This window comes from Pseudomonas sp. Z003-0.4C(8344-21), assembly GCF_900104975.1.
GTDB lineage: Bacteria > Pseudomonadota > Gammaproteobacteria > Pseudomonadales > Pseudomonadaceae > Aquipseudomonas > Aquipseudomonas granadensis.
This window is the reverse complement of the sequence record NZ_LT629756.1, coordinates 59,777-78,830: the sequence shown is the minus strand read 5'-3', so window position 1 is coordinate 78,830 and position 19,054 is coordinate 59,777. Positions and strand designations below refer to the sequence as shown.

At 61.8% G+C, this 19,054-nt stretch carries 18 protein-coding genes; 16 read left to right on the top strand and 2 right to left on the bottom strand.

The annotated features are described in order from the left end of the window. Positions 1 to 22: 22 nt before the first annotated feature. The 10 genes from BLU24_RS00365 to BLU24_RS00320 all read left to right on the top strand — a co-directional run bounded on the left by BLU24_RS00365 (position 23) and on the right by BLU24_RS00320 (position 12,422). Complete coding sequence (locus BLU24_RS00365) at positions 23 to 2,179, top strand: type I secretion system permease/ATPase (protein WP_090288085.1); 2,157 nt, start codon at positions 23 to 25, stop codon at positions 2,177 to 2,179. Further along, complete coding sequence (locus tag BLU24_RS00360; protein WP_090288088.1) at positions 2,169 to 3,536, top strand: HlyD family type I secretion periplasmic adaptor subunit; 1,368 nt, start codon at positions 2,169 to 2,171, stop codon at positions 3,534 to 3,536. Before BLU24_RS00365 ends, BLU24_RS00360 begins: the two co-directional genes overlap by 11 nt. Before the next feature lie 357 nt (positions 3,537 to 3,893). Next, positions 3,894 to 4,790, top strand: a complete 897-nt coding sequence (locus BLU24_RS00355; RefSeq protein WP_093096041.1) for a TauD/TfdA dioxygenase family protein — start codon at positions 3,894 to 3,896, stop codon at positions 4,788 to 4,790. A 21-nt stretch (positions 4,791 to 4,811) separates the two neighbouring features. Beyond that, positions 4,812 to 5,672: an ABC transporter ATP-binding protein gene (locus BLU24_RS00350; RefSeq protein ID WP_093096035.1), complete on the top strand. Its 861-nt coding sequence runs from the start codon at positions 4,812 to 4,814 to the stop codon at positions 5,670 to 5,672. Positions 5,673 to 5,692: 20 nt separating this feature from the next. Continuing rightward, positions 5,693 to 6,559, top strand: coding sequence for an ABC transporter permease (locus BLU24_RS00345; RefSeq protein WP_093096030.1), 867 nt, complete (start codon positions 5,693 to 5,695; stop codon positions 6,557 to 6,559). Positions 6,560 to 6,733: 174 nt separating this feature from the next. After that, positions 6,734 to 7,651 (top strand): LysR family transcriptional regulator, encoded by a 918-nt coding sequence (locus BLU24_RS00340; RefSeq protein ID WP_090288096.1) that lies wholly within the window; start codon positions 6,734 to 6,736, stop codon positions 7,649 to 7,651. A gap of 222 nt (positions 7,652 to 7,873) precedes the next feature. After that, a complete protein-coding gene (locus tag BLU24_RS00335) occupies positions 7,874 to 9,412 on the top strand; it encodes an MFS transporter (RefSeq protein ID WP_093096027.1) in 1,539 nt (512 codons plus the stop codon). A gap of 26 nt (positions 9,413 to 9,438) precedes the next feature. Next, positions 9,439 to 10,506 carry an HlyD family secretion protein gene (locus tag BLU24_RS00330; RefSeq protein ID WP_093096023.1) on the top strand — a complete coding sequence of 356 codons (1,068 nt, stop codon included), beginning with the start codon at positions 9,439 to 9,441 and terminating at the stop codon, positions 10,504 to 10,506. Next, a complete protein-coding gene (locus BLU24_RS00325) occupies positions 10,503 to 12,098 on the top strand; it encodes an efflux transporter outer membrane subunit (RefSeq protein WP_172833229.1) in 1,596 nt (531 codons plus the stop codon). The genes BLU24_RS00330 and BLU24_RS00325 overlap by 4 nt, the downstream gene beginning before the upstream one ends. Before the next feature lie 78 nt (positions 12,099 to 12,176). Continuing rightward, complete coding sequence (locus tag BLU24_RS00320; RefSeq protein WP_093096019.1) at positions 12,177 to 12,422, top strand: DUF2789 domain-containing protein; 246 nt, start codon at positions 12,177 to 12,179, stop codon at positions 12,420 to 12,422. On the opposite strand, the gene BLU24_RS00315 is transcribed toward BLU24_RS00320, so the two are convergent. Both BLU24_RS00315 and BLU24_RS00310 read right to left on the bottom strand, forming a co-directional pair. Beyond that, the gene (locus BLU24_RS00315) at positions 12,423 to 12,704 is read right to left on the bottom strand and encodes a type II toxin-antitoxin system RelE/ParE family toxin (protein WP_093096013.1); all 282 of its coding nucleotides are present in this window, start codon (positions 12,702 to 12,704) and stop codon (positions 12,423 to 12,425) included. Next, positions 12,701 to 12,979: an antitoxin of toxin-antitoxin stability system gene (locus BLU24_RS00310; RefSeq protein ID WP_090288106.1), complete on the bottom strand. Its 279-nt coding sequence runs from the start codon at positions 12,977 to 12,979 to the stop codon at positions 12,701 to 12,703. Before BLU24_RS00310 ends, BLU24_RS00315 begins: the two co-directional genes overlap by 4 nt. Before the next feature lie 194 nt (positions 12,980 to 13,173). Between BLU24_RS00310 and BLU24_RS00305 the strand changes: the two genes are divergently transcribed. The 6 genes from BLU24_RS00305 (at position 13,174) to BLU24_RS00280 (ending at position 18,923) form a co-directional block, all read left to right on the top strand. Continuing rightward, complete coding sequence (locus tag BLU24_RS00305) at positions 13,174 to 13,602, top strand: MarR family winged helix-turn-helix transcriptional regulator (protein ID WP_090288108.1); 429 nt, start codon at positions 13,174 to 13,176, stop codon at positions 13,600 to 13,602. Continuing rightward, complete coding sequence (locus BLU24_RS00300; protein ID WP_093096010.1) at positions 13,599 to 15,662, top strand: FUSC family protein; 2,064 nt, start codon at positions 13,599 to 13,601, stop codon at positions 15,660 to 15,662. Before BLU24_RS00305 ends, BLU24_RS00300 begins: the two co-directional genes overlap by 4 nt. Next, entirely contained in the window at positions 15,659 to 15,868 is a 210-nt protein-coding gene (locus BLU24_RS00295; protein WP_016772264.1) for a DUF1656 domain-containing protein, read from the top strand. The genes BLU24_RS00300 and BLU24_RS00295 overlap by 4 nt, the downstream gene beginning before the upstream one ends. Continuing rightward, positions 15,865 to 16,755 carry an efflux RND transporter periplasmic adaptor subunit gene (locus BLU24_RS00290; protein WP_093096007.1) on the top strand — a complete coding sequence of 297 codons (891 nt, stop codon included), beginning with the start codon at positions 15,865 to 15,867 and terminating at the stop codon, positions 16,753 to 16,755. The genes BLU24_RS00295 and BLU24_RS00290 overlap by 4 nt, the downstream gene beginning before the upstream one ends. Beyond that, positions 16,752 to 18,194, top strand: a complete 1,443-nt coding sequence (locus BLU24_RS00285) for an efflux transporter outer membrane subunit (RefSeq protein ID WP_093096003.1) — start codon at positions 16,752 to 16,754, stop codon at positions 18,192 to 18,194. Before BLU24_RS00290 ends, BLU24_RS00285 begins: the two co-directional genes overlap by 4 nt. A 93-nt stretch (positions 18,195 to 18,287) precedes the next feature. Further along, the gene (locus BLU24_RS00280; RefSeq protein ID WP_093095998.1) at positions 18,288 to 18,923 is read left to right on the top strand and encodes an NADH:ubiquinone oxidoreductase subunit N; all 636 of its coding nucleotides are present in this window, start codon (positions 18,288 to 18,290) and stop codon (positions 18,921 to 18,923) included. Positions 18,924 to 19,054: the final 131 nt, after the last annotated feature.

Below are 19,054 nucleotides of genomic sequence, written 5' to 3'. Positions count from 1 at the left end.
CAACTGTCGAAGAGTGTCGAGCGTGGAATCAGAAGTCAGTCGAGTTCATCTCAGCCATGATCCACGCGCGTTGCATGACGATCCGTTACTGGATGGTCTGCTCGCCCTTTGCATGCTGCACCAGAAGCCGGCCAGCGCAGCGATGCTGACCACCGGCCTGCCGCTGCCCAAACAACGCCTGAGTGTCGAGTTGCTGCCGCGTGCGGCGGCTCGCGCCGGCCTGCAAGGGCGGGTGCTTCAGCGCAAACTCGAAGAAATCCCGGCGATCGCCATGCCGGCCTTGCTGCTGCTCAAGGACGGCCGCAGTGCCGTGCTGCTCGGCTGGCAGGGCGACAGTGATGCGCGGGTGCTGCTTAGCGAAAGCGATGGCGGCGAGTCGACCGTCAGCCGCGAGCTGCTCGCCGACGACTACATCGGCAAAGTCTTCTTCGCTCAGCCGCAACACAAATTCGACGTCAACCACGGCACGCTGATTCCGCGTGCGCGCTCGTGGTTTCGCGACACCCTCAAGCGCTCGCGCTGGCTCTACGCCGATGCGATCGCCGCGAGTTTCCTGATCAACATCATCGCCATGGCCGCGCCGCTGTTCGTGATGAACGTGTATGACCGCGTGGTGCCGAACCAGGCCGAAGCGACCCTGTGGGTGCTGGCGCTGGGCATTACCGGCGCGTACATCTTCGACCTGATCCTGAAAAGCCTGCGCAGTCTGTGCCTGGACCTGGCCGGGAAGAAAACCGACCTGATCATCTCGGCGACGCTGTTCGAACGCATCGTCGGCATGGCGATGAAATACCGCCCGGCGCGGGTCGGCAGCTTTGCGCAGAACATCCATGAGTTTCAGAGCCTGCGCGACTTCCTCGCCTCGCTGACCCTGACCAGCCTGATCGATCTGCCGTTCACCATCCTGATCTTTATCGTGATCGCTATTCTCGGCGGGCATCTGGTATGGATTCCGGTGCTGGCCTTCCCGATTGCCTTGCTGATTGGCTACGCGTTGCAGAAGCCATTGGTCGCGACCATGGAGCGCACCATGGCCCTCGGTGCCGAGCGCCAGTCGAGCCTGATCGAAACCCTCGCCGGCCTCGACGCGGTCAAGGTCAACAACGCCGAAAGCGAGCGTCAGTACCAATGGGAGCAGACCATCGGCACCCTCAGCCGCCTCGAACTGCGGGTGAAGATGCTTTCCGGTCTGGCGATGAACATCACCTTGCTGATCCAGCAACTGGCCGGGGTGATCATGATCGTCTTCGGCGTCTACCAGATCATCGCCGGCAACCTGAGCATGGGTGGGCTGATCGCCTGCTACATGCTCAGCGGTCGCGCGCTCAGCCCGCTGGCCTCGCTGTCCGGTCTGCTCACGCGCTATCAGCAGGCGCGGGTGACCATGACCTCGGTCGACCAGATGATGGAGTTGCCGCAGGAGCGCAATTTCGAAGAACGCCCGCTGAGCCGCAAGGTGCTGCAAGGCGCCATCGAGTGCCGTCAGCTGAGCTTCACCTACCCGGAGCAACAGAATCCGGCGCTGAAAAACATCAACCTGGTGATCCGTCCCGGCGAGAAGATCGGCATCATCGGCCGCAGCGGCTCGGGCAAGAGTTCGCTGGCCAAACTGCTGGTCGGCCTCTATCAACCGGACGACGGCGCGCTGCTGGTCGATGGCGTGGACATCCGCCAGATCGACGTCAGCGAACTGCGCTACAACATCGGCTACGTACCACAAGACATCCAACTGCTGGCCGGCACCTTGCGTGACAACCTGGTGTCCGGCGCACGTTATGTCGAAGACGAACTGGTGCTGCAAGCTGCCGAACTGGCCGGCGTTCACGAATTCGCTCGCCTGCATCCGCAGGGTTACGAGCTGCAAGTCGGCGAGCGTGGGCAGAACCTGTCCGGCGGCCAGCGGCAGAACGTTGCCCTGGCCCGGGCGCTGTTGCTCAATCCGCCGATTCTGCTGATGGACGAGCCGACCAGCGCCATGGACAACACCGGCGAAGAACGCCTCAAGCAACGCCTCGCGGCGGTGATCGAAAACAAGACCGTGGTGCTGGTGACGCACCGGGCATCGCTGTTGTCGCTGGTCGATCGCCTGCTGGTGGTCGATCGCGGGCAGATTCTCGCCGACGGCCCGAAAGCCGCGGTGATGGAAGCGTTGAAGAAGGGGCAGATCAGTGTTGCTTAAGTCCGGTGTCAAGGAATCGATCCGTCGCTACTTCAAGGGTTCTGCTTCGCTGCAGGGCCAGCCGCTGCCAGAGGTCAACAAGGCGCTGATCGAAGACGCCCCGCGCGTTGTGCGCCTGACCATCTGGGCGATCATCGGTTTCTTCGTGTTCCTCATGCTCTGGGCCAACTTCGCGGTGATCGACGAAGTGACCAAGGGCGACGGCAAGGCGATTCCGTCGTCGAAGATCCAGAAGATTCAAAACCTCGAGGGCGGCATCGTCTCGGAGCTGTTCGTCAAGGAAGGGCAGATCGTCGAAGCCGGCGCGCCGCTGATTCGTCTCGACGACACGCGTTTTGCTTCCAACGTCGGCGAAACTGAAGCGGATCGCCTGTCAATGCTGTTGCGTGTAGAACGCTTGAGCGCGGAAGTCGATGATCGTCCGCTGAATTTTCCCGAGGACGTGCTCAAAGCTGTGCCGGGGCAGGCCAAGAGCGAAGAATCGCTGTATATCAGCCGCCGTCAGCAGTTGCACGACGAAATCGGCGGCTTGCAGGAGCAGTTGATTCAGCGCCAGCAAGAGCTGCGCGAGTTCAGCTCCAAGCAGGCGCAGTACCGCCAGCAGCTGGGCCTGCAACGCCAGGAAATCAATATGTCCGAGCCTCTGGTGGCGCAGGGCGCGGTGTCGCCGGTGGAAGTGCTGCGGCTCAAGCGCGCCGAGGTTGAAACCCGTGGTCAGCTCGACGCAACCACCCTGGCCATTCCGCGTGCGGAGTCGGCGATCAAGGAAGTGCAGCGCAAGATCGACGAGACCCGTGGCAAATTCCGCAGCGAAGCGCTGACCCAGCTCAACGAGGCACGCACCGATCTGAACAAGGCCCAGGCCACCGGCAAGGCCCTTGAAGACCGCGTCAGTCGTACGCTGGTTACCTCACCCGTGCGGGGTATCGTCAACAAGTTGCTGGTCAACACCATCGGGGGCGTCATCCAGCCGGGCAGCGACATGGTGGAAATCGTGCCGCTGGATGACACCCTGCTGGTCGAAGCGAAAATTCGTCCGCAGGACATTGCCTTCCTGCATCCGGGACAGGAAGCGATCGTCAAATTCACTGCCTACGACTACACCATTTATGGGGGGCTCAAGGCCCAACTTGAGCAGATCGGCGCCGACACCATCACCGATGAAGACAAGAAAACCACCTACTACATGATCAAGGTGCGCACCGAGCGCAGCCACCTGGGCACGGATGAAAAGCCGCTGCTGATCATTCCGGGGATGGTCGCTTCGGTGGATATCATCACCGGCAAGAAGTCAGTGTTGAGCTACCTGCTCAAACCGATCATTCGCGCGCGGGCCGAGGCGTTGCACGAACGCTGATTTTCAGTGGCCTCACTGGCCTCATCGCTGGCAAGCCAGCTCCCACAAGGTTCTTGGTTGGAACTTGATTATGTATCCGACACAAAAAACTGTGGGAGCTGGCTTGCCAGCGATGGCGTCAGCAAAATCGCCACTTCGTGCTTGTAAGTGACACAAATCGTCACCCAACCCGTACCAATCGCCATATCGTTATTCTCCAACGGTATTTAATTTCCAATTCTTATAGCTATAAAGTCGTCCCCCTGCGTACCTGCCGACCAATCGGCGCGCCGCACGACCTGAACCAACACGCAATCCAGCGTGAGTGTCTGATCGACGAGCGCGCCCGTGAGCGCGCCGTGCGGGGGAGATGGAAAGATGTCCGCAGCTATTGCCACCCTGAGCGCCGCGACCGCCGCGCCGCAAACCTTCGAAATTCGCCCGTTTAGCTGTGCCGTCGGCGCCGAAATCGTTGGCCTCGACCTGAGCCGACCGGTCAATGACCATGATTTCGCGCGCATTCATCGCGCGCACCTCGATCACCATGTCGTGGTGTTTCGCGACCAACGGATCACCCCGCAACAGCAGATCGATTTCAGCCGCCGCTTCGGTGTGCTGCAGATTCACGTGCTCAAGCAGTTCCTGCTGGCCAATCATCCGGAAATCCTCATTGTTTCCAACGTCATCGAAAACGGCCAGAACATCGGCCTCGGTGACGCCGGTAAGTTCTGGCATTCCGATCTCTCCTATAAAGAGCTGCCGAGCCTCGGTTCGATGCTTCATGCCCAGGAGTTGCCGGAGGAGGGCGGTGACACGCTGTTCGCCGACATGCACAAAGCCTGGGACGACCTGCCCGCCGCGTTGCGTAACGCTGTCGAAGGCCGCTTCGCTGCGCACTCGTACACCGCGCGCTACAGCGAAACCAGGTTCGAGGGCAACTGGCGCCCGACCCTGACCCCGGAACAATTGGCGCAAGTCGCCGAAGTGGTGCATCCGGTGGTGCGCACACACCCTGAAAACGGCCGCAAGGCCCTGTTCGTCAGCGAAGGCTTCACCACCCGCATCGTCGGCTTGCCGCAAGACGAAAGTCAGCAACTGCTGAGTGAGCTCTACGCCCACAGCGTGCTGCCGCAAAACATCTACCGCCATCAGTGGCAACCCCATGACCTGGTGTTCTGGGACAACCGCTCGCTGATCCACCTCGCCGCTGGTTGCCCCGCGCACCTGCGCCGCAAGCTGTATCGCACGACCATCCAGGGCGATGCGCCTTTCTGATTCGCGGAGATTGCCAAGACCATGAACGCTCCCTTGCCAGGCCACGCGGCCAGCAACCCGGTCGCCCGCAGCGAAGCGCTGCTGGCGGTCGATCGCGTCAGCCTCGAATACCGCACGCCGCAACGCGTGGTGCGCGCCACCCATCAGGTCAGTTTCGAAATCGACCCGGCCGACCGTTACGTGCTGCTCGGCCCGTCCGGCTGCGGCAAGTCGACCTTGCTCAAAGCCGTCGCCGGTTTCATCCAGCCGTCCGAAGGCGAGATCCGTTTGCAAGGCCAGCGCGTCGATGCGCCGGGGCCGGACCGGATTGTGGTGTTTCAGGAATTCGATCAACTGCCACCTTGGAAAACCGTCAAACAGAACGTGATGTTTCCGCTGCTGGCCTCGCGAACGTTGAACAAAAAACACGCCGAAGAACGTGCGCTGCACTATCTGGAAAAGGTCGGGCTGGCGGCGTTCGCCGACGCCTATCCACACACCCTGTCCGGCGGCATGAAAGCGCGGGTCGCGATTGCCCGGGCACTGGCGATGCAACCGAAAATCCTTCTGATGGACGAGCCGTTCGCTGCGCTGGATGCGCTGACCCGGCGCAAGATGCAGGAGGAGCTGCTGCTGCTCTGGGACGAGGTGCGTTTTACCTTGCTGTTCGTCACCCACTCGATCGAAGAGGCGCTGGTGGTCGGCAATCGCATTCTGTTGCTGTCGCCCCATCCGGGGCGCGTGCGCGCCGAAGTGCACAGCCATCAATACGATCTGCACAGCCTTGGCGGTGTGGCGTTTCAGGAGTCGGCGCGGCGCATTCACCGGCTGCTGTTCGATGAAGGCCAGTCGCCCGACACCGAACGTGATCACGACTTCAACGACATTCGCATCGCCTATTGAGCGGCCAGGAGGACTACCCGATGAGCCATTCATCATCCGTGCGTGAAGAATTCGAAATCGAGCTCGAGCCGCTGACGGCGGTGCCGGTCGAGCGTGAGCTGGCGCTGGGTACGCGGCTGTGGCAACAGGGCTGGCTGCGCAAGAGCCTGATCCTGATCGTGCTGGCGCTGCTGTGGGAAGTGATCGCGCGAGTCCAGAACAATGACCTGATGCTGCCGAGTTTTCTGCAGACCAGCCATGCGCTGTTCGACGGCTTGCTCAGCGGTGAGCTGTTGGCCAAGGTATGGATTTCGCTGGTGGTGCTGATCAAGGGTTATCTGATCGGTATCATCCTCGCCTTTGGCCTGACCACGCTGGCGGTGTCGACGCAGTTGGGCCGCGATCTGCTCAGCACGATGACCTCGATGCTCAATCCACTGCCGGCGATTGCCCTGTTGCCGCTGGCACTGCTGTGGTTCGGCCTGGGGCAGAACAGCCTGATTTTCGTGCTGGTGCATTCGGTGCTGTGGGCACTGGCGCTGAACACCTATGCCGGCTTCATGGGTGTCTCCGAAACCCTGCGTATGGCTGGGCGCAATTACGGTTTGAAGGGCTTACGCCTGGTCCTGTTCATTTTGATCCCGGCGGCGCTGCCGTCGATTCTGGCCGGGCTGAAGATTGGCTGGGCGTTTGCCTGGCGCACCCTGATCGCGGCAGAACTGGTGTTCGGCGCCACCAGCGGCAAGGGCGGGCTCGGCTGGTACATCTTCCAGAACCGCAACGAGCTGTACACCGACAAGGTGTTCGCCGGGTTGGCCGTGGTGATCCTGATTGGTTTGCTGGTGGAGAATCTGGTGTTCGATTCGCTGGAGCGGGTGACGGTCAAGCGTTGGGGTATGCAGCGCTGATCGTGGTGTGACCGCCGGCCTCATCGCGAGCAGGCTCACTCCTGCATTTTGGAATGCGTTCCCCCTGTAGGAGTGAGCCTGCTCGCGATAGCTTTATCAGCGGCACCGCTTGATCTGAAAGATGTTTGCTAGCATTGCGTCCAGATCAATCCCGATCAGCCAAGAGTGCTCAGCATGCAACTCCCGGACATGAACCTGCTCGTCGCCCTCGACGCTCTGCTCGACGAGGGCAGTGTGGTCGGTGCGGCGCGGCGGATGAATCTCAGCCCGGCGGCGATGAGCCGCACGTTGACGCGCATCCGCGAAGCCATCGGCGATCCGATTCTGGTGCGCGCCGGCCGCGGTCTGGTGCCGACACCCAAGGCTCTTGAGCTGCGCGAGCAGGTGCGCGACGTGGTCGAGCAGGCCGCGCTGCTGTTCCGCTCTGCCGATAGCGTGGAACTGGGCACCCTGCGGCGGCGCTTCAGCATTCGCGCCAATGACTTTTTCGTCGGCGTCTATGGCGGCAAGTTGTTCGACACCCTCGACAAACTCGCCCCGCACTGCGAACTGCGCTTCGTCCCGGAAGGAGACGGCGACGACGAGGCGCTGCGCGAAGGACGCATCGACCTGAGCGTCAGCAACACCCGGCCGGTCACGCCTGAAGTGAAAGTGCAGAACCTGTTCTCGACGCATTTTGTCGGTCTGGTGCGCGAGGACCATCCGCTGCTCGATGGCGAAATCACCGCCGAGCGCTACGCCGGGTTCTCTCACATCAGCATGTCGCGCCGGGGCATCGCCCGCGGCCCGATCGATACGGCGCTGAATGCGCTGGGCCTGGAGCGCCGAGTGGCGGTGATTGCGCCGAGTTTCCATGCGGCGATGTTCGCCCTGCCGGATTCCGACCTGATCCTGCCGGTGCCCAAGGAAGCCCTGTTGAGTGTCCGCCGCCTGGGCCTGAAACTGCGCTCGTTCAACCTGCCGATTCCCTTGCCGATGCTGATGCTGACCCAGGCCTGGCACCCGCGCTTCGACAAGGACCCGGCACACCGCTGGCTGCGCGAAACCCTGAAAACCTGCTGCGATGAAACGTGGCTGGCGGCACAGCCCTAGACTTGGAACCGACACAAAACCCCTGTAGGAGTGAGCCTGCTCGCGATAGCGGTATGTCATTCGACACCTGAATCAACTGACACACCGCTATCGCGAGCAGGCTCACTCCTACAAGTCTCATTGTTGTGTCTGATGCACTTATAACCTGCCAATAAGTCAATTTTCGGCATTGCCAAGCCCCACTAAAATGCTCCGGTATTTTTCTCTCCGGAGTGTGTATTCATGACATCCCTGACGGCTGCGGCACCTGTTGCTGCGGCCAATCCGGCGACGGCGGCTGCGCCACCGGTGTTCGGGGCGCGGATCATCATTGGCCTGGTCGGCGTGCTGCTGGCAGTGCTGGTATCGGGCCTCAACGAGATGGTGACCAAGGTCGCCCTCGCCGATATTCGCGGCGCGCTGCACATCGGTTACGACGAAGGCACCTGGCTGGTCGCCAGTTACACCGCCACCTCGGTCGCGGCCATGGCGTTCGCGCCGTGGTGCTCGGTGACCTTCTCGCTACGGCGCTTCACCTTGTGCGCGATCAGCCTGTTCACCTTGCTCGGTGTGCTGTGCCCGTTCGCGCCTAACTACGAAAGCCTGCTGCTGATGCGCACTGTGCAGGGGCTGGCGGGCGGCGCCTTGCCGCCCATGTTGATGACCGTCGCCCTGCGTTTCCTGCCAGCGAACATCAAGCTGTACGGACTGGCCGGTTATGCGCTGACCGCGACCTTCGGCCCGGGACTGGGCACGCCACTGGCCGGTTTGTGGACCGAATACGTCGGCTGGCAATGGACGTTCTGGCAAATCGTCGTGCCGTGCCTGATCGCCATAGCGGCGGTGGCCTATGGCATTCCGCAGGATCCGCTGCGTCTCGAACGCCTGAAAACCTTCAACTGGAAAGGTTTGCTGTTGGGGTTTCCGGCGATCTGCATGCTGGTCATCGGCCTGCTGCAAGGCAATCGCCTGGACTGGTTCGAATCGAACCTGATCTGCGCCTTGCTCGGCGCCGGTTCGCTATTGCTGGTGGCGTTTCTGATCAACGAGTGGTCGCAGCCGATTCCGTTTTTCAAATTGCAGATGCTCGGCATTCGCAACCTGTCGTTCGCCCTGATGACGCTGGCCGGCGTATTGGTCGTATTGCTTGCTGTGGTGCTGATTCCGTCGAGTTATCTGGCCCAGGTGCAAGGTTATCGCCCGGTGCAGACCGCGCCGATCATGCTGATCGCAGCCCTGCCGCAGTTGCTCGCGCTGCCGCTGGTGGCGGCGCTGTGCAACCTGCGCTGGGTCGACTGCCGCTGGGTGCTGGGGATCGGTTTGAGCCTGCTGGCGCTGTCATGCCTGGGCGGGTCGCACCTGACCTCGGCGTGGATCCGCGATGATTTTTATGTGCTGCAGTGGTTGCAGATTCTCGGCCAGCCGATGGCGGTGCTGCCGTTGCTGATGCTGTCCACCGGCAGCATTACCCCGCTCGACGGGCCGTTCGCCTCGGCGTGGTTCAACACCGTCAAAGGGCTCTCGGCGGTAGTTGCCACCGGGGTGATCGAGGCGCTGACCACTTCGCGCCTGCATTTTCATTCGAGCATGTTGGTCGACAGCCTCGGCAATTCGCCGCTGGCCGATCACCGCGATCCGGGGCTCGCCCATCGCCTGCACGAACAGGCGGTGGTGCTGACGTCCTCGGATCTTTACATCTGCATGGCAGGCGTCGCGCTGGCGCTGATTCTGCTGATTTTCTGGCTGCCGACGCGGATCTATCCGCCGCGCGCGCCGACTTGATTGCTGCACTGAAACAGAAGGTTTTTATGACGACTCAAGCAAAGCAAAAACTCGCGGTGGCCGTTGCCGCTGCGCTGGCTGTCGGCGTGCTGGTGTACCTGGCGCTGCCTGGCCTGTTTGGTAAACGGACCGAGCAAAGCACCAACGATGCCTTTGTCTCGGCGGATTACACGCTGGTGGTGCCGCGCGTCGCCGGGTTCATCAAGCAAGTGCTGGTCGAGGACAACCAGCAGGTGAAGGCCGGGCAATTGCTGGCGTTGATTGATGACCGCGACTTACGTGCCGCAGCCGAAGCGGCGGACGCGCAAACCCTGGTCGCGCGAGCGCAGCTACAGAATGCCCGGGCGACGCTGGAGCGCCAGACTTCGCTGATCGCCCAGGCTCAGGCCTCCGTGGTGTCGGCCAAGGCTGAGATGGCTTTCGCCCAGCAGGAACTGAACCGCTACAACCACCTCGCCGGTGTCGGTGCCGGTACGGTGCAGAATGCGCAACAGGCGCGCACGCGGATCGATCAGGCCTCGGCGCGGCTCGACACGGCGACGGCGAAGCTAGCCGCCGAGCGCAAGCAAGTGGAAATCCTCACGGCGCAACGGGACGCCGCCGAAGGCAGTCTGAAACACGCGCAAGCGGCGCTGGAAATCGCCAGTTTCAACCTCTCCTACACGCGCATCACCGCGCCGCAGGACGGCATGATCGGCGAGCGCGCGGTGCGGGTCGGTGCCTACGTGACGCCGGGCAGCAAACTGTTGGCGGTGGTGCCGTTGCAGCAGGCCTATGTAGTAGCTAATTTTCAGGAAACCCAGCTGACCGATGTGCAGCCGGGGCAGGATGTGCAGGTGCGCGTCGACAGCCTTGGTGGTGAAACGTTAAGCGGCCGCGTCGAAAGTATCGCACCAGCAACCGGTGTGACATTTGCCGCGGTGAAGCCGGACAACGCCACCGGCAATTTCACCAAAGTCGTACAGCGGATTCCAGTGAAGATCATGCTGGAGCCGGGCCAGCCATTGGCCGAACGGTTGCGGGTGGGGATGTCGGTGGAGGCGAGTATCCATACGGCGCAGGCGAAGGTGGATCGCGAGGTGGTACAGCGATGACCGGCGTTGAATTGACTGGCCTCATCGCTGGCAAGCCAGCTCCCACAGGGTCCATGGGCAGCCCTGAAAAATCTGGACAGCCTGCGCAAACCCTGTGGGAGCTGACTTGCCAGCGATGGGGCTATTGGCAGCAAATCACTTCAAGTGCCTTGCTCACCCTATGCCTCAGCGCCTGCACTGTCGGCCCCGACTTCCAAAGGCCCGAAGCCACGCCAATCACCAACTGGGCCAAACCCGCCAAATCCGCCCCCAGCCAAGCCGTCAGCGAACCGCTCAACGAGCGCTGGTGGGAGGTCTTCAAAGATCCGCAGCTCTCGGCTCTCACCCAGCGTGCCGTGCGCAGCAACCTCGACCTGCAACTGGCCAGCCGTCGTCTGCAGCAAAGCCGCGCCGCCCGTCAGGTGATCACTGCCGAGCGTTACCCGAACACCGCTGCCAGCGGCAGCTATGGACGCAAGCGCAACAGTGGCGAAGGCCTCAACGATCCTTCCGGGCATAACGGCGATTCGGCCTTCAACCTGTGGGATGCCGGTTTCTCTGCGTCCTGGGAGTTGGACTTCTGGGGCCGCGTGCGCCGTGAAACCGAAGCCGCCAACGCCAACCTGCAAGTCGCCGAAAACGACCGCCGTGGCGTCTTGTTGACCGTGCTCGCCGACACCGCGCAAAACTACATTCAGTTGCGCGGCGTGCAGAACACCCGCGCCGTCACCGAACAGAACCTCGACGTCGCCCGTCACAGCCTCAAGCTTTCACAACTGCGTCTGGCCGACGGCGTGGCGACCGATCTGGACGTCGCCGAAGCCGCCGCGCAGGTCGCCGCCATCGAAGCGCGCCTGCCGGCGCTGGAGCAGCGCCAGGCGCAACTGATCAACGCGATCAGCCTGTTGATGGGCGAGCCGCCGCAGGCCTTGGCCAAAGAGTTATCCACAGACGCAGCGGTGCCGCAGCCACCGCTACAAGTGGCGATCGGCTTGCCGTCGCAACTGGCCGAACGACGCCCCGACATCCGCCAGGCCGAAGCACGTCTACATGCGGCCACCGCCACTGTCGGCGTGGCCAAGGGCGATTTCTACCCACGCATCACCTTGTCCGGCAACCTCGGCTCGCAAGCCATGCAACTCAGCGACTTCGGTTCCTGGGGCTCGCGCGCGTTCGGCATCGGCCCGCAATTCAGCCTGCCGCTGTTCGACGGCGGACGCCTGCGCGGCATGCTGCAACTGCGCGAAGCGCAACAGCAGGAAGCTGCCATCGCTTATCAGCAAACCGTACTGCGCGCCTGGCACGAAATCGACGATCAACTGACCGCCTACAACGCCAGCCAGCGCCGCCGCGACAGCCTCGCCGAAGCCGTGCGCCAGAACCAGATCGCCCTGCGCACCGCGCAGCAACAATACGTCGAAGGCGTGTCCGACTTCGTCAACGTCCTCACCGTGCAGAGCGCCTTGCTGGCGACCCAGGAACAGTGGGTCGAAAGCTCCACCGGCGTCTCGCTGGCGATGGTTGGCTTGTACAAGGCGCTGGGCGGCGGATGGCAGTCGATGTATCCGGCGCAGCAGATGGCTTCGGCCACGCCGGACGTCGCAAAGCCCTGAATCAACAGCGCCAGCTATGCTCAACTCCACTGGATCAAGCGGTTCAACGCCGCGCCTGAATTCCACAGGAGTTGCAGCATGGAAAAACCACAACACAGCCTCCCGGCCCTGTTCAAACAACTCGGCCTCGCTGACGACCCGATCAGCATCGACCAATTCATTGCCAGCCATTCCCCGCTCAAGCCGGAATTGCATTTGGCGGAGGCGTTTTTCTGGTCGAAAAGCCAGGCGCAGTTCCTGCGCGACGAGATTCTGGAGGATGCGGATTGGGCGGAGGTGGTGGATCAGTTGGATGTGATGTTGCGTAAGGGGCGTGAGGGGTGATTACTTCGGCTGAGGCCAAGCTCGTGCCGTATGAACCAGCGCCATGATATAGACGGCGTCGCGCTCCGTTTGATAGACAAGACGGTAACTTGGATGTGGAATCACCTCCCGTGTACCGGCAATGATGCCGGCACGGCCAATCAGCGGGTTGTCAGAAAGGCGATGTACCGCTTCGCTGAAGCGTAAATCCATTTCGATGGCCGCTCTTGGGTTGGCGGCCTGCAAATAATCCCAAATGTCTGCACGATCCTGTGCGGCGGCTGGCGTCCATATAATCCTCATAGGCGATCTTCCGCCTGCCTGCGTTTGGCAGCGAACGCGGCTTCTACATCTTCGTTGCTCAATCCGTTCCCCGAACGCATGGATTCCCGAGCGATTTCAACCTTGCGTTGTAAAAAGGCTTCGTATTCACGCGCCTCTCGTTGGGTTTGTACGTACTGACGCATCATGTCTCGCATAATTTGCGAGGCTGGCCGATGTGCCGCCTCTGCTTCCGCCATGAATTCTTCTCGGAGCTCCGGCTCTAGCTTCATTGTGAAAACGGCTTGTTTTGACATGTCAGTCTCCTACGACTAGTAATGACAACGTATATACCTTGTCATCACTTAATTGGCATTATTTGTTTGATCACGGCGACCAGCGGGGAGATTTGTTTCAAAACTTGACTGAATTTCCTCTCCAATGCGATATTGATAGTTAGCAAACTAACAGTGTCCGTTTTCCCGTGTCCGATTCCCTCGACAATCTCCAGATGAACATCAGCAGCGCCATGGTGGTGGCCGCGCGGCATTGGCGGAAGATCTGCCAGACCACGCTGGTGAACTATGGAATTTCCGAAGCCTGCGCCGTTCCATTGTTGATGATCGGGCGTCTTGGCGAAGGTGTGCGCCAGGTTCAGGTGGCTCAGGCTGCCGGCATGGAGAGCCCGTCGCTGGTGCGCCTGCTCGATCAGCTGTGTCATTCCGGTTACGTCTGCCGGACCGAGGATGCTCAGGATCGCCGCGCCAAATGCCTGAGCCTGACCGACCGCGGCCGTGAGCTGGTGCAAGCGGTGGAGGTCGAGCTGGTGCGCTTGCGCCACGAGGTGCTCGAAGGCATCGATCGGGACGATCTGGAAGCTACGCTTCGGGTACTCAGGGCTTTTGAGGCGGCCAGCCCGCCTGTGGTGGTCAATTCTTGAACGGTTTTTTCACTGGCATTCCGCCGGCCCGGGACTGGTTCTACGGGGTCCGTACCTTTGCAGCGTCGATGATTGCGCTGTACATCGCCCTGCTCATGCAAATGCCGCGTCCGTATTGGGCGATGGCCACGGTGTATATCGTCTCCAGCCCGTTTCTCGGGCCGACCAGTTCCAAGGCGTTGTACCGCGCGATCGGCACCTTTCTCGGCGCTACAGCGGCGGTGCTGTTCGTGCCGATGTTTGTGCAGAGCCCGTATGTGCTGGTGGTGGTGATCGCCTTGTGGACCGGGATTCTGCTGTTCATGTCCTTGCACCTGCGCACCGCCAACAGCTACGCGTTGATGCTCGCCGGCTATACCTTGCCGCTGATCGCCCTGCCGGTGGTTGATAATCCGCTGGCGGTATGGGATGTGGCCGAGGCGCGGACCGAAGAGATTTTTCTCGGCATCGCCGTCGCTGCCGTGGTCGGGGCGATATTCTGGCCGCGTCGCCTGGCACCGGTGTTCAACGATGCAGTGAGCAAATGGTTCGCCGACGCGACGACCTACAGCCAGAAGTTTCTCAGCCGCGATGTGCAGCCCGAGGAAGTCACGGCTTTGCGCATGGCCATGGTTGCCAGTTTCAACAGCCTCGAATTGATGATTGGCCAGTTGCCTCACGAAGGCGCGCGTCCGCAGACCGTGCGCAACACCAATGAACTGCGCGGGCGGATGATCCACCTGCTGCCGGTGATCGATGCGCTGGAAGATTCGCTGTATGCCCTTGAGCGGCGCACCCCGGAACTGGTCGAACAATTCCAGCCGCTGCTGACGGCCACTCGCGAATGGCTGAGCCATACAGATGCTGACCTCAGTCGCTGGCAGGCGCTGAAAGATCAGCTCGACGCTTTACAGCCGAGCGCCGAAGCGCTGGAGGATCGCAAACAGTTGCTGTTCTCCAACGCGCTGTATCGCCTCGGCGAATTCATCGATTTGTGGCAGGACTGTCGCAGTCTGCAGGACGCGATTTTGTGCGAACGCCAGGACAGCTGGCGTGCGGTGTATCGCCACTGGCGCCTCGGCCGGTTGACGCCGTTTATCGATCGCGGGTTGATGCTGTATTCGGCGGCTTCGACGATTCTGGCGATCATCGTCGCTTCAGTGTTGTGGATCCTGCTCGGCTGGCCGGACGGCGGCAGTGCGGTGATTCTCGCGGCGGTCGCGTGCAGTTTCTTCGCCTCGATGGATGACCCGGCACCGCAGATCTACCGGTTCTTTTTCTGGACCGGCATGTCAGTGCTGTTCGCCAGTCTTTATCTGTTTTTGATCCTGCCCAACCTGCATGATTTCCCGATGCTGGTGCTGGCGTTTTCGGTGCCGTTCATCTGCGTCGGCACGTTGACCGTACAGCCGCGTTTCTACCTCGGGATGCTGCTGACACTGGTCAATACCTCCTCGTTCATCAGCATTCAAGGCGCTTACGATGCCGACTTTTTCGCCTTCGTGAACTCCAATCTGGCAGGGCCGCTGGGCCTGTTGTTCGCATTTATCTGGACGCTGGTGGCGCGGCCGTTCGGCGCGGAACTGGCGGCCAAGCGTCTGACTCGTTTCAGCTGGAAGGACATCGTGCGCATGACCGAGCCGGCCAACCTCGCCGAGCACCGGCAACTGGGCGTGCAACTGCTCGATCGACTGATGCAGCATTTGCCGCGTCTGGCCCTGACAGGGCAAGACACCGGGATTGCGATGCGTGAAGTGCGCGTGGGGCTGAATATGCTCGATTTGCTTGCCTATACCCCGCGGGTGAGCGGTGCGCCAAAGGCCTTGCTGCAGCAAGTGGTCAGCGAGGTCGGCGAGTATTTCCGCGCCTGCCTCAAGGCTGGCGAACGCCTGCCAGCGCCGAGCGGTCTGCTGATGACGCTCGACCGTACCCGCCGTGCGCTCAATGGCCAGGGCGACGATGAAACCCGCCGGCACCTGTTGCACGCCTTGAGCGGTTTGCGTCTGGCCCTGCTGCCGGGCGTCGAATTCGTCTCCAGCGCCGAGCCCGAAGAACCGCTGCCCGATGGAGCGCCCCTATGATCGGTGACCTGGACATCAGCGGCATCTTTCTGCCGACGCTGCTGGTTTTGATGGGCATCACTTACGTGTTGTTTTTGCTGGTGCATGGCGTGCTGCAACGCCTGCACTTTTACCGTCTGGTCTGGCACCGGGCATTGTTCAACGTGGCGCTCTATGCCGTGCTGCTGTACGGCGTGGACTCACTCAGTCGATACCTGATGACATGAAAAAACCGTTTCTGACTATTGGTCGCGTGGTCCTGACCCTGCTGATCGTGACCTTCGCCGTGGTCCTCGTCTGGCGCATGGTGATGTATTACATGTTTGCGCCGTGGACCCGCGATGGCCACATCCGCGCCGACATCATCCAGATTGCCCCGGACGTGTCCGGGCTGATCCAGCAGGTGGAAGTGAAGGACAACCAGCTGATCAAGCGCGGCCAGGTGTTGTTCAGCATCGACCAGGACCGTTTCAAACTGGCCCTGCGTCAGGCCAAGGCTGCTGTCGCCGATCGCGAAGAAACCCTTGCCCAGGCGCAGCGTGAAGCCAAGCGTAACCGTGGCTTGGGCAACCTGGTGCCGGCCGAGCAACTGGAAGAAAGCCAGTCGCGCGTAGCCCGTGCGCAATCGGCGCTGGCCGAGGCGTTGGTGGCGGTGGACAGCGCGCAGCTCAACCTCGACCGTTCGGTGATCCGCAGCCCGGTCGACGGTTACGTCAACGACCGCGCGCCGCGTCCGCAGGAATTCGTCACCGCCGGGCGTCCGGTGTTGTCGGTGGTCGACAGCAATTCATTCCACATCGACGGCTACTTCGAAGAAACCAAACTCGACGGCATTCATGTCGGTCAGTCGGTGGACATCCGCGTGATCGGCGACCGCGCCAGACTGCGCGGCCACGTCGAAAGCATCGTTGCCGGCATCGAAGACCGCGACCGCACCAGCGGCAGCAACCTGTTGCCCAACGTCAACCCGGCGTTCAGCTGGGTGCGTCTGGCGCAGCGGATTCCGGTGCGTATCGCCTTTGATGAGGTGCCGGCAGATTTCCGCATGATCGCCGGACGCACGGCCACGGTGTCGATCATTGAGGATGATCAACAGCGGGAGCCTGCGCAATGAGCAGGGCGCTGATCATCGCCGGGCTCGGCCTGATGTTGTCGGCGTGTCAGGTGGTCGGGCCGGATTATCAGGTGCCTGACGACGCGGCGATTCAGCGCAAGGACATTCAGGGCGAACTGACGGTGGCCGGCAAACCGGTGGTCTCGGCGCCCGTGCCAGCGGACTGGTGGCGGCTGTACCAGGATCCGCGTCTGGATCAGCTGGTGCAGCAGGCCATGGCCTCCAACACCGATTTGCGTGTGGCGGCAGCCAACCTGCAACGCGCGCGGGCGCAGGTCGATGAAGCCGAAGCGGCAGGCGGCTGGAGCGGTGGGGTGAAAATGGGCGCCCAGCGTTTGCAGGAATCCGGACAGGCATTTTTGCTGCCGGAAAAAGTGCCGGTGGCCAACATCGCCGATATCGGCATCAGCGCCTCGTATCAGTTCGATCTGTGGGGCACGCTGCAACGTGGTATCGAAGCGGCAAAAGCCAACGCCGACGCGACCCAGGCCGCCGCCGATACCGCGCGCATCACATTGGTTGCCGACGTTGTGCGCGCCTACACCCAAATCTGTGCCGCCAACGAAGAGCGCGAGATCGCTCAGCATTCCCTGGATCTGCAATCGCAAAGCACGTCGTTGATCCAGCGTTTGCGGGACGCCGGGCGTGGCGACGAAACCCAGGTCACCCGTTCGCAAACCCAATTCAAGTCCCTGCGCGCCGACATGCCGCGCTACGAAGCGGCGCGTCAGGCCGGTTTGTTCCGTCTGTCGATGCTGCTGGCCACACCGGTCGATCAACTGCCGGCGGGCACCGCCAGTTGCGCCGAGCTGCCGAAAATCGCTCAGTTGCTGCCAGTCGGTGACGGCGCCGCATTGCTCAAGCGGCGCCCGGATATCCGTCAGGCCGAACGGCGTCTGGCCGCGGCCACAGCCGGGATCGGCATCGCCACCGGTGAGTTGTACCCGGACATCAGCATCGGCGCGACCATCGGCACGGTCGGCATCATCGATGACCTCGGTGATCCGTCGACCAACCGCTGGGGCTTTGGCCCGTCGCTGAACTGGAAAGTGCCGACCAACGGCGCCCGCGCGCGCATCCGCGAAGCCGAGGCCAATACCCAGGGCGCGCTGGCGCATTTCGACGGCGTGGTGCTCAACGCCATCCGTGAAACCCAGACCGGCCTGGCTCAGTACAGTGCGCTGCTGCAACGCCGCGACGCATTGGCCGAGGCCGAGCAGTCGGCAAAACTGGCCGCCGAGCAGACGCACCGCTTTTTCCAGGCCGGCCGCGAGTCGTTCCTCGCCGACCTGCAAGCGACCCGCACCTACACCGATGTCACCGCGCAACTGGCCGCCGCCAACACGCAAGTCGCGATGAGCCAGATCGATTTGTTCCTCGCCCTGGGCGGCGGCTGGGAAAGCGGACGAACGCACGCTTCAAGCCCCGGCAAACCCTGAGGTCATTGCTATGCTTTGAAGTGTTGGAGGCGCGCCCCGTGCAAAGCGCGCCTTCTGCACGCATCGCTGGCGCTGGTCCGGGGGAAACCAATAATGAAAAACCCTTATGCTCTGGGCTTCTGGTGCGCCTTGATAGCGCTGGTGCTGCTATCGGCCACCTATTTCTACGGCATCATGCTGGCCCACCAGATCGACACGGCCATGATCTTCCTCGACAGTGCTGTGGCGCTGATCGCGGTCATGGCGATCGTCGTGGTCGCGTGGGCCTCGGTTCAGGTGCAGCGGGTCAAGAAACGCCAACTGGAACAAGGCAAGGTCCTGGTGCTGATCTGGGACACCAAAGTCGCCCTGCGCCGGGTCGAAACCGTGTTCGACCGCTATTTCTGGGGCAGCTACTGGCAGCCCGGGCGCACCTTCGCCGAAGTCATGGGCGAACTCACCGGCACCCCGCTGGAAAAAAGCCTCGAAGCCCTTAAAAAGCAATGCCTGGAACTCGACAAGCAGATCGCCGACGAGGGCTGGCACTGGCTGAACAACGCCCGCGAACTCTCCGACGTCGCCACCGCCATGGCCCGCGAACGCTATCAACTGGATTTCTGCGACCCGCGCGCCGAGGGGCCGGAGGGTGCGGTGATCGATCGTGACTTTGAAGTGCTGGTTTATACCTGGACGGCGCGGCTGAAGAGCTTTGATCATCAACTCGATGAGATCGAGGCTGAGTACTCCTGATGCTCGACTGAATCAACCGGCCTCATCGCTGGCAAGCCAGCTCCCACAAGGTTTTGTGGTGTTCACAGAATTTGTGTTCGCTGGAGATCCTTGTGGGAGCTGGCTTGCCAGCGATGGCGGCTGTGTTCACT

What these genes read in the sequence shown, in the direction of transcription:
- BLU24_RS00355 (WP_093096041.1), top strand. Translation starts at nt 3,894, where the DNA reads ATGTCCGCAGCTATTGCCACCCTGAGCGCCGCGACCGCCGCGCCGCAA.
- BLU24_RS00350 (WP_093096035.1), top strand. Translation starts at nt 4,812, where the DNA reads ATGAACGCTCCCTTGCCAGGCCACGCGGCCAGCAACCCGGTCGCCCGC.
- BLU24_RS00345 (WP_093096030.1), top strand. Translation starts at nt 5,693, where the DNA reads ATGAGCCATTCATCATCCGTGCGTGAAGAATTCGAAATCGAGCTCGAG.
- BLU24_RS00340 (WP_090288096.1), top strand. Translation starts at nt 6,734, where the DNA reads ATGCAACTCCCGGACATGAACCTGCTCGTCGCCCTCGACGCTCTGCTC.
- BLU24_RS00335 (WP_093096027.1), top strand. Translation starts at nt 7,874, where the DNA reads ATGACATCCCTGACGGCTGCGGCACCTGTTGCTGCGGCCAATCCGGCG.
- BLU24_RS00330 (WP_093096023.1), top strand. Translation starts at nt 9,439, where the DNA reads ATGACGACTCAAGCAAAGCAAAAACTCGCGGTGGCCGTTGCCGCTGCG.
- BLU24_RS00325 (WP_172833229.1), top strand. Translation starts at nt 10,503, where the DNA reads ATGACCGGCGTTGAATTGACTGGCCTCATCGCTGGCAAGCCAGCTCCC.
- BLU24_RS00320 (WP_093096019.1), top strand. Translation starts at nt 12,177, where the DNA reads ATGGAAAAACCACAACACAGCCTCCCGGCCCTGTTCAAACAACTCGGC.
- BLU24_RS00315 (WP_093096013.1), bottom strand. Translation starts at nt 12,704, where the DNA reads ATGAGGATTATATGGACGCCAGCCGCCGCACAGGATCGTGCAGACATT.
- BLU24_RS00310 (WP_090288106.1), bottom strand. Translation starts at nt 12,979, where the DNA reads ATGTCAAAACAAGCCGTTTTCACAATGAAGCTAGAGCCGGAGCTCCGA.
- BLU24_RS00305 (WP_090288108.1), top strand. Translation starts at nt 13,174, where the DNA reads ATGAACATCAGCAGCGCCATGGTGGTGGCCGCGCGGCATTGGCGGAAG.
- BLU24_RS00295 (WP_016772264.1), top strand. Translation starts at nt 15,659, where the DNA reads ATGATCGGTGACCTGGACATCAGCGGCATCTTTCTGCCGACGCTGCTG.
- BLU24_RS00290 (WP_093096007.1), top strand. Translation starts at nt 15,865, where the DNA reads ATGAAAAAACCGTTTCTGACTATTGGTCGCGTGGTCCTGACCCTGCTG.
- BLU24_RS00285 (WP_093096003.1), top strand. Translation starts at nt 16,752, where the DNA reads ATGAGCAGGGCGCTGATCATCGCCGGGCTCGGCCTGATGTTGTCGGCG.
- BLU24_RS00280 (WP_093095998.1), top strand. Translation starts at nt 18,288, where the DNA reads ATGAAAAACCCTTATGCTCTGGGCTTCTGGTGCGCCTTGATAGCGCTG.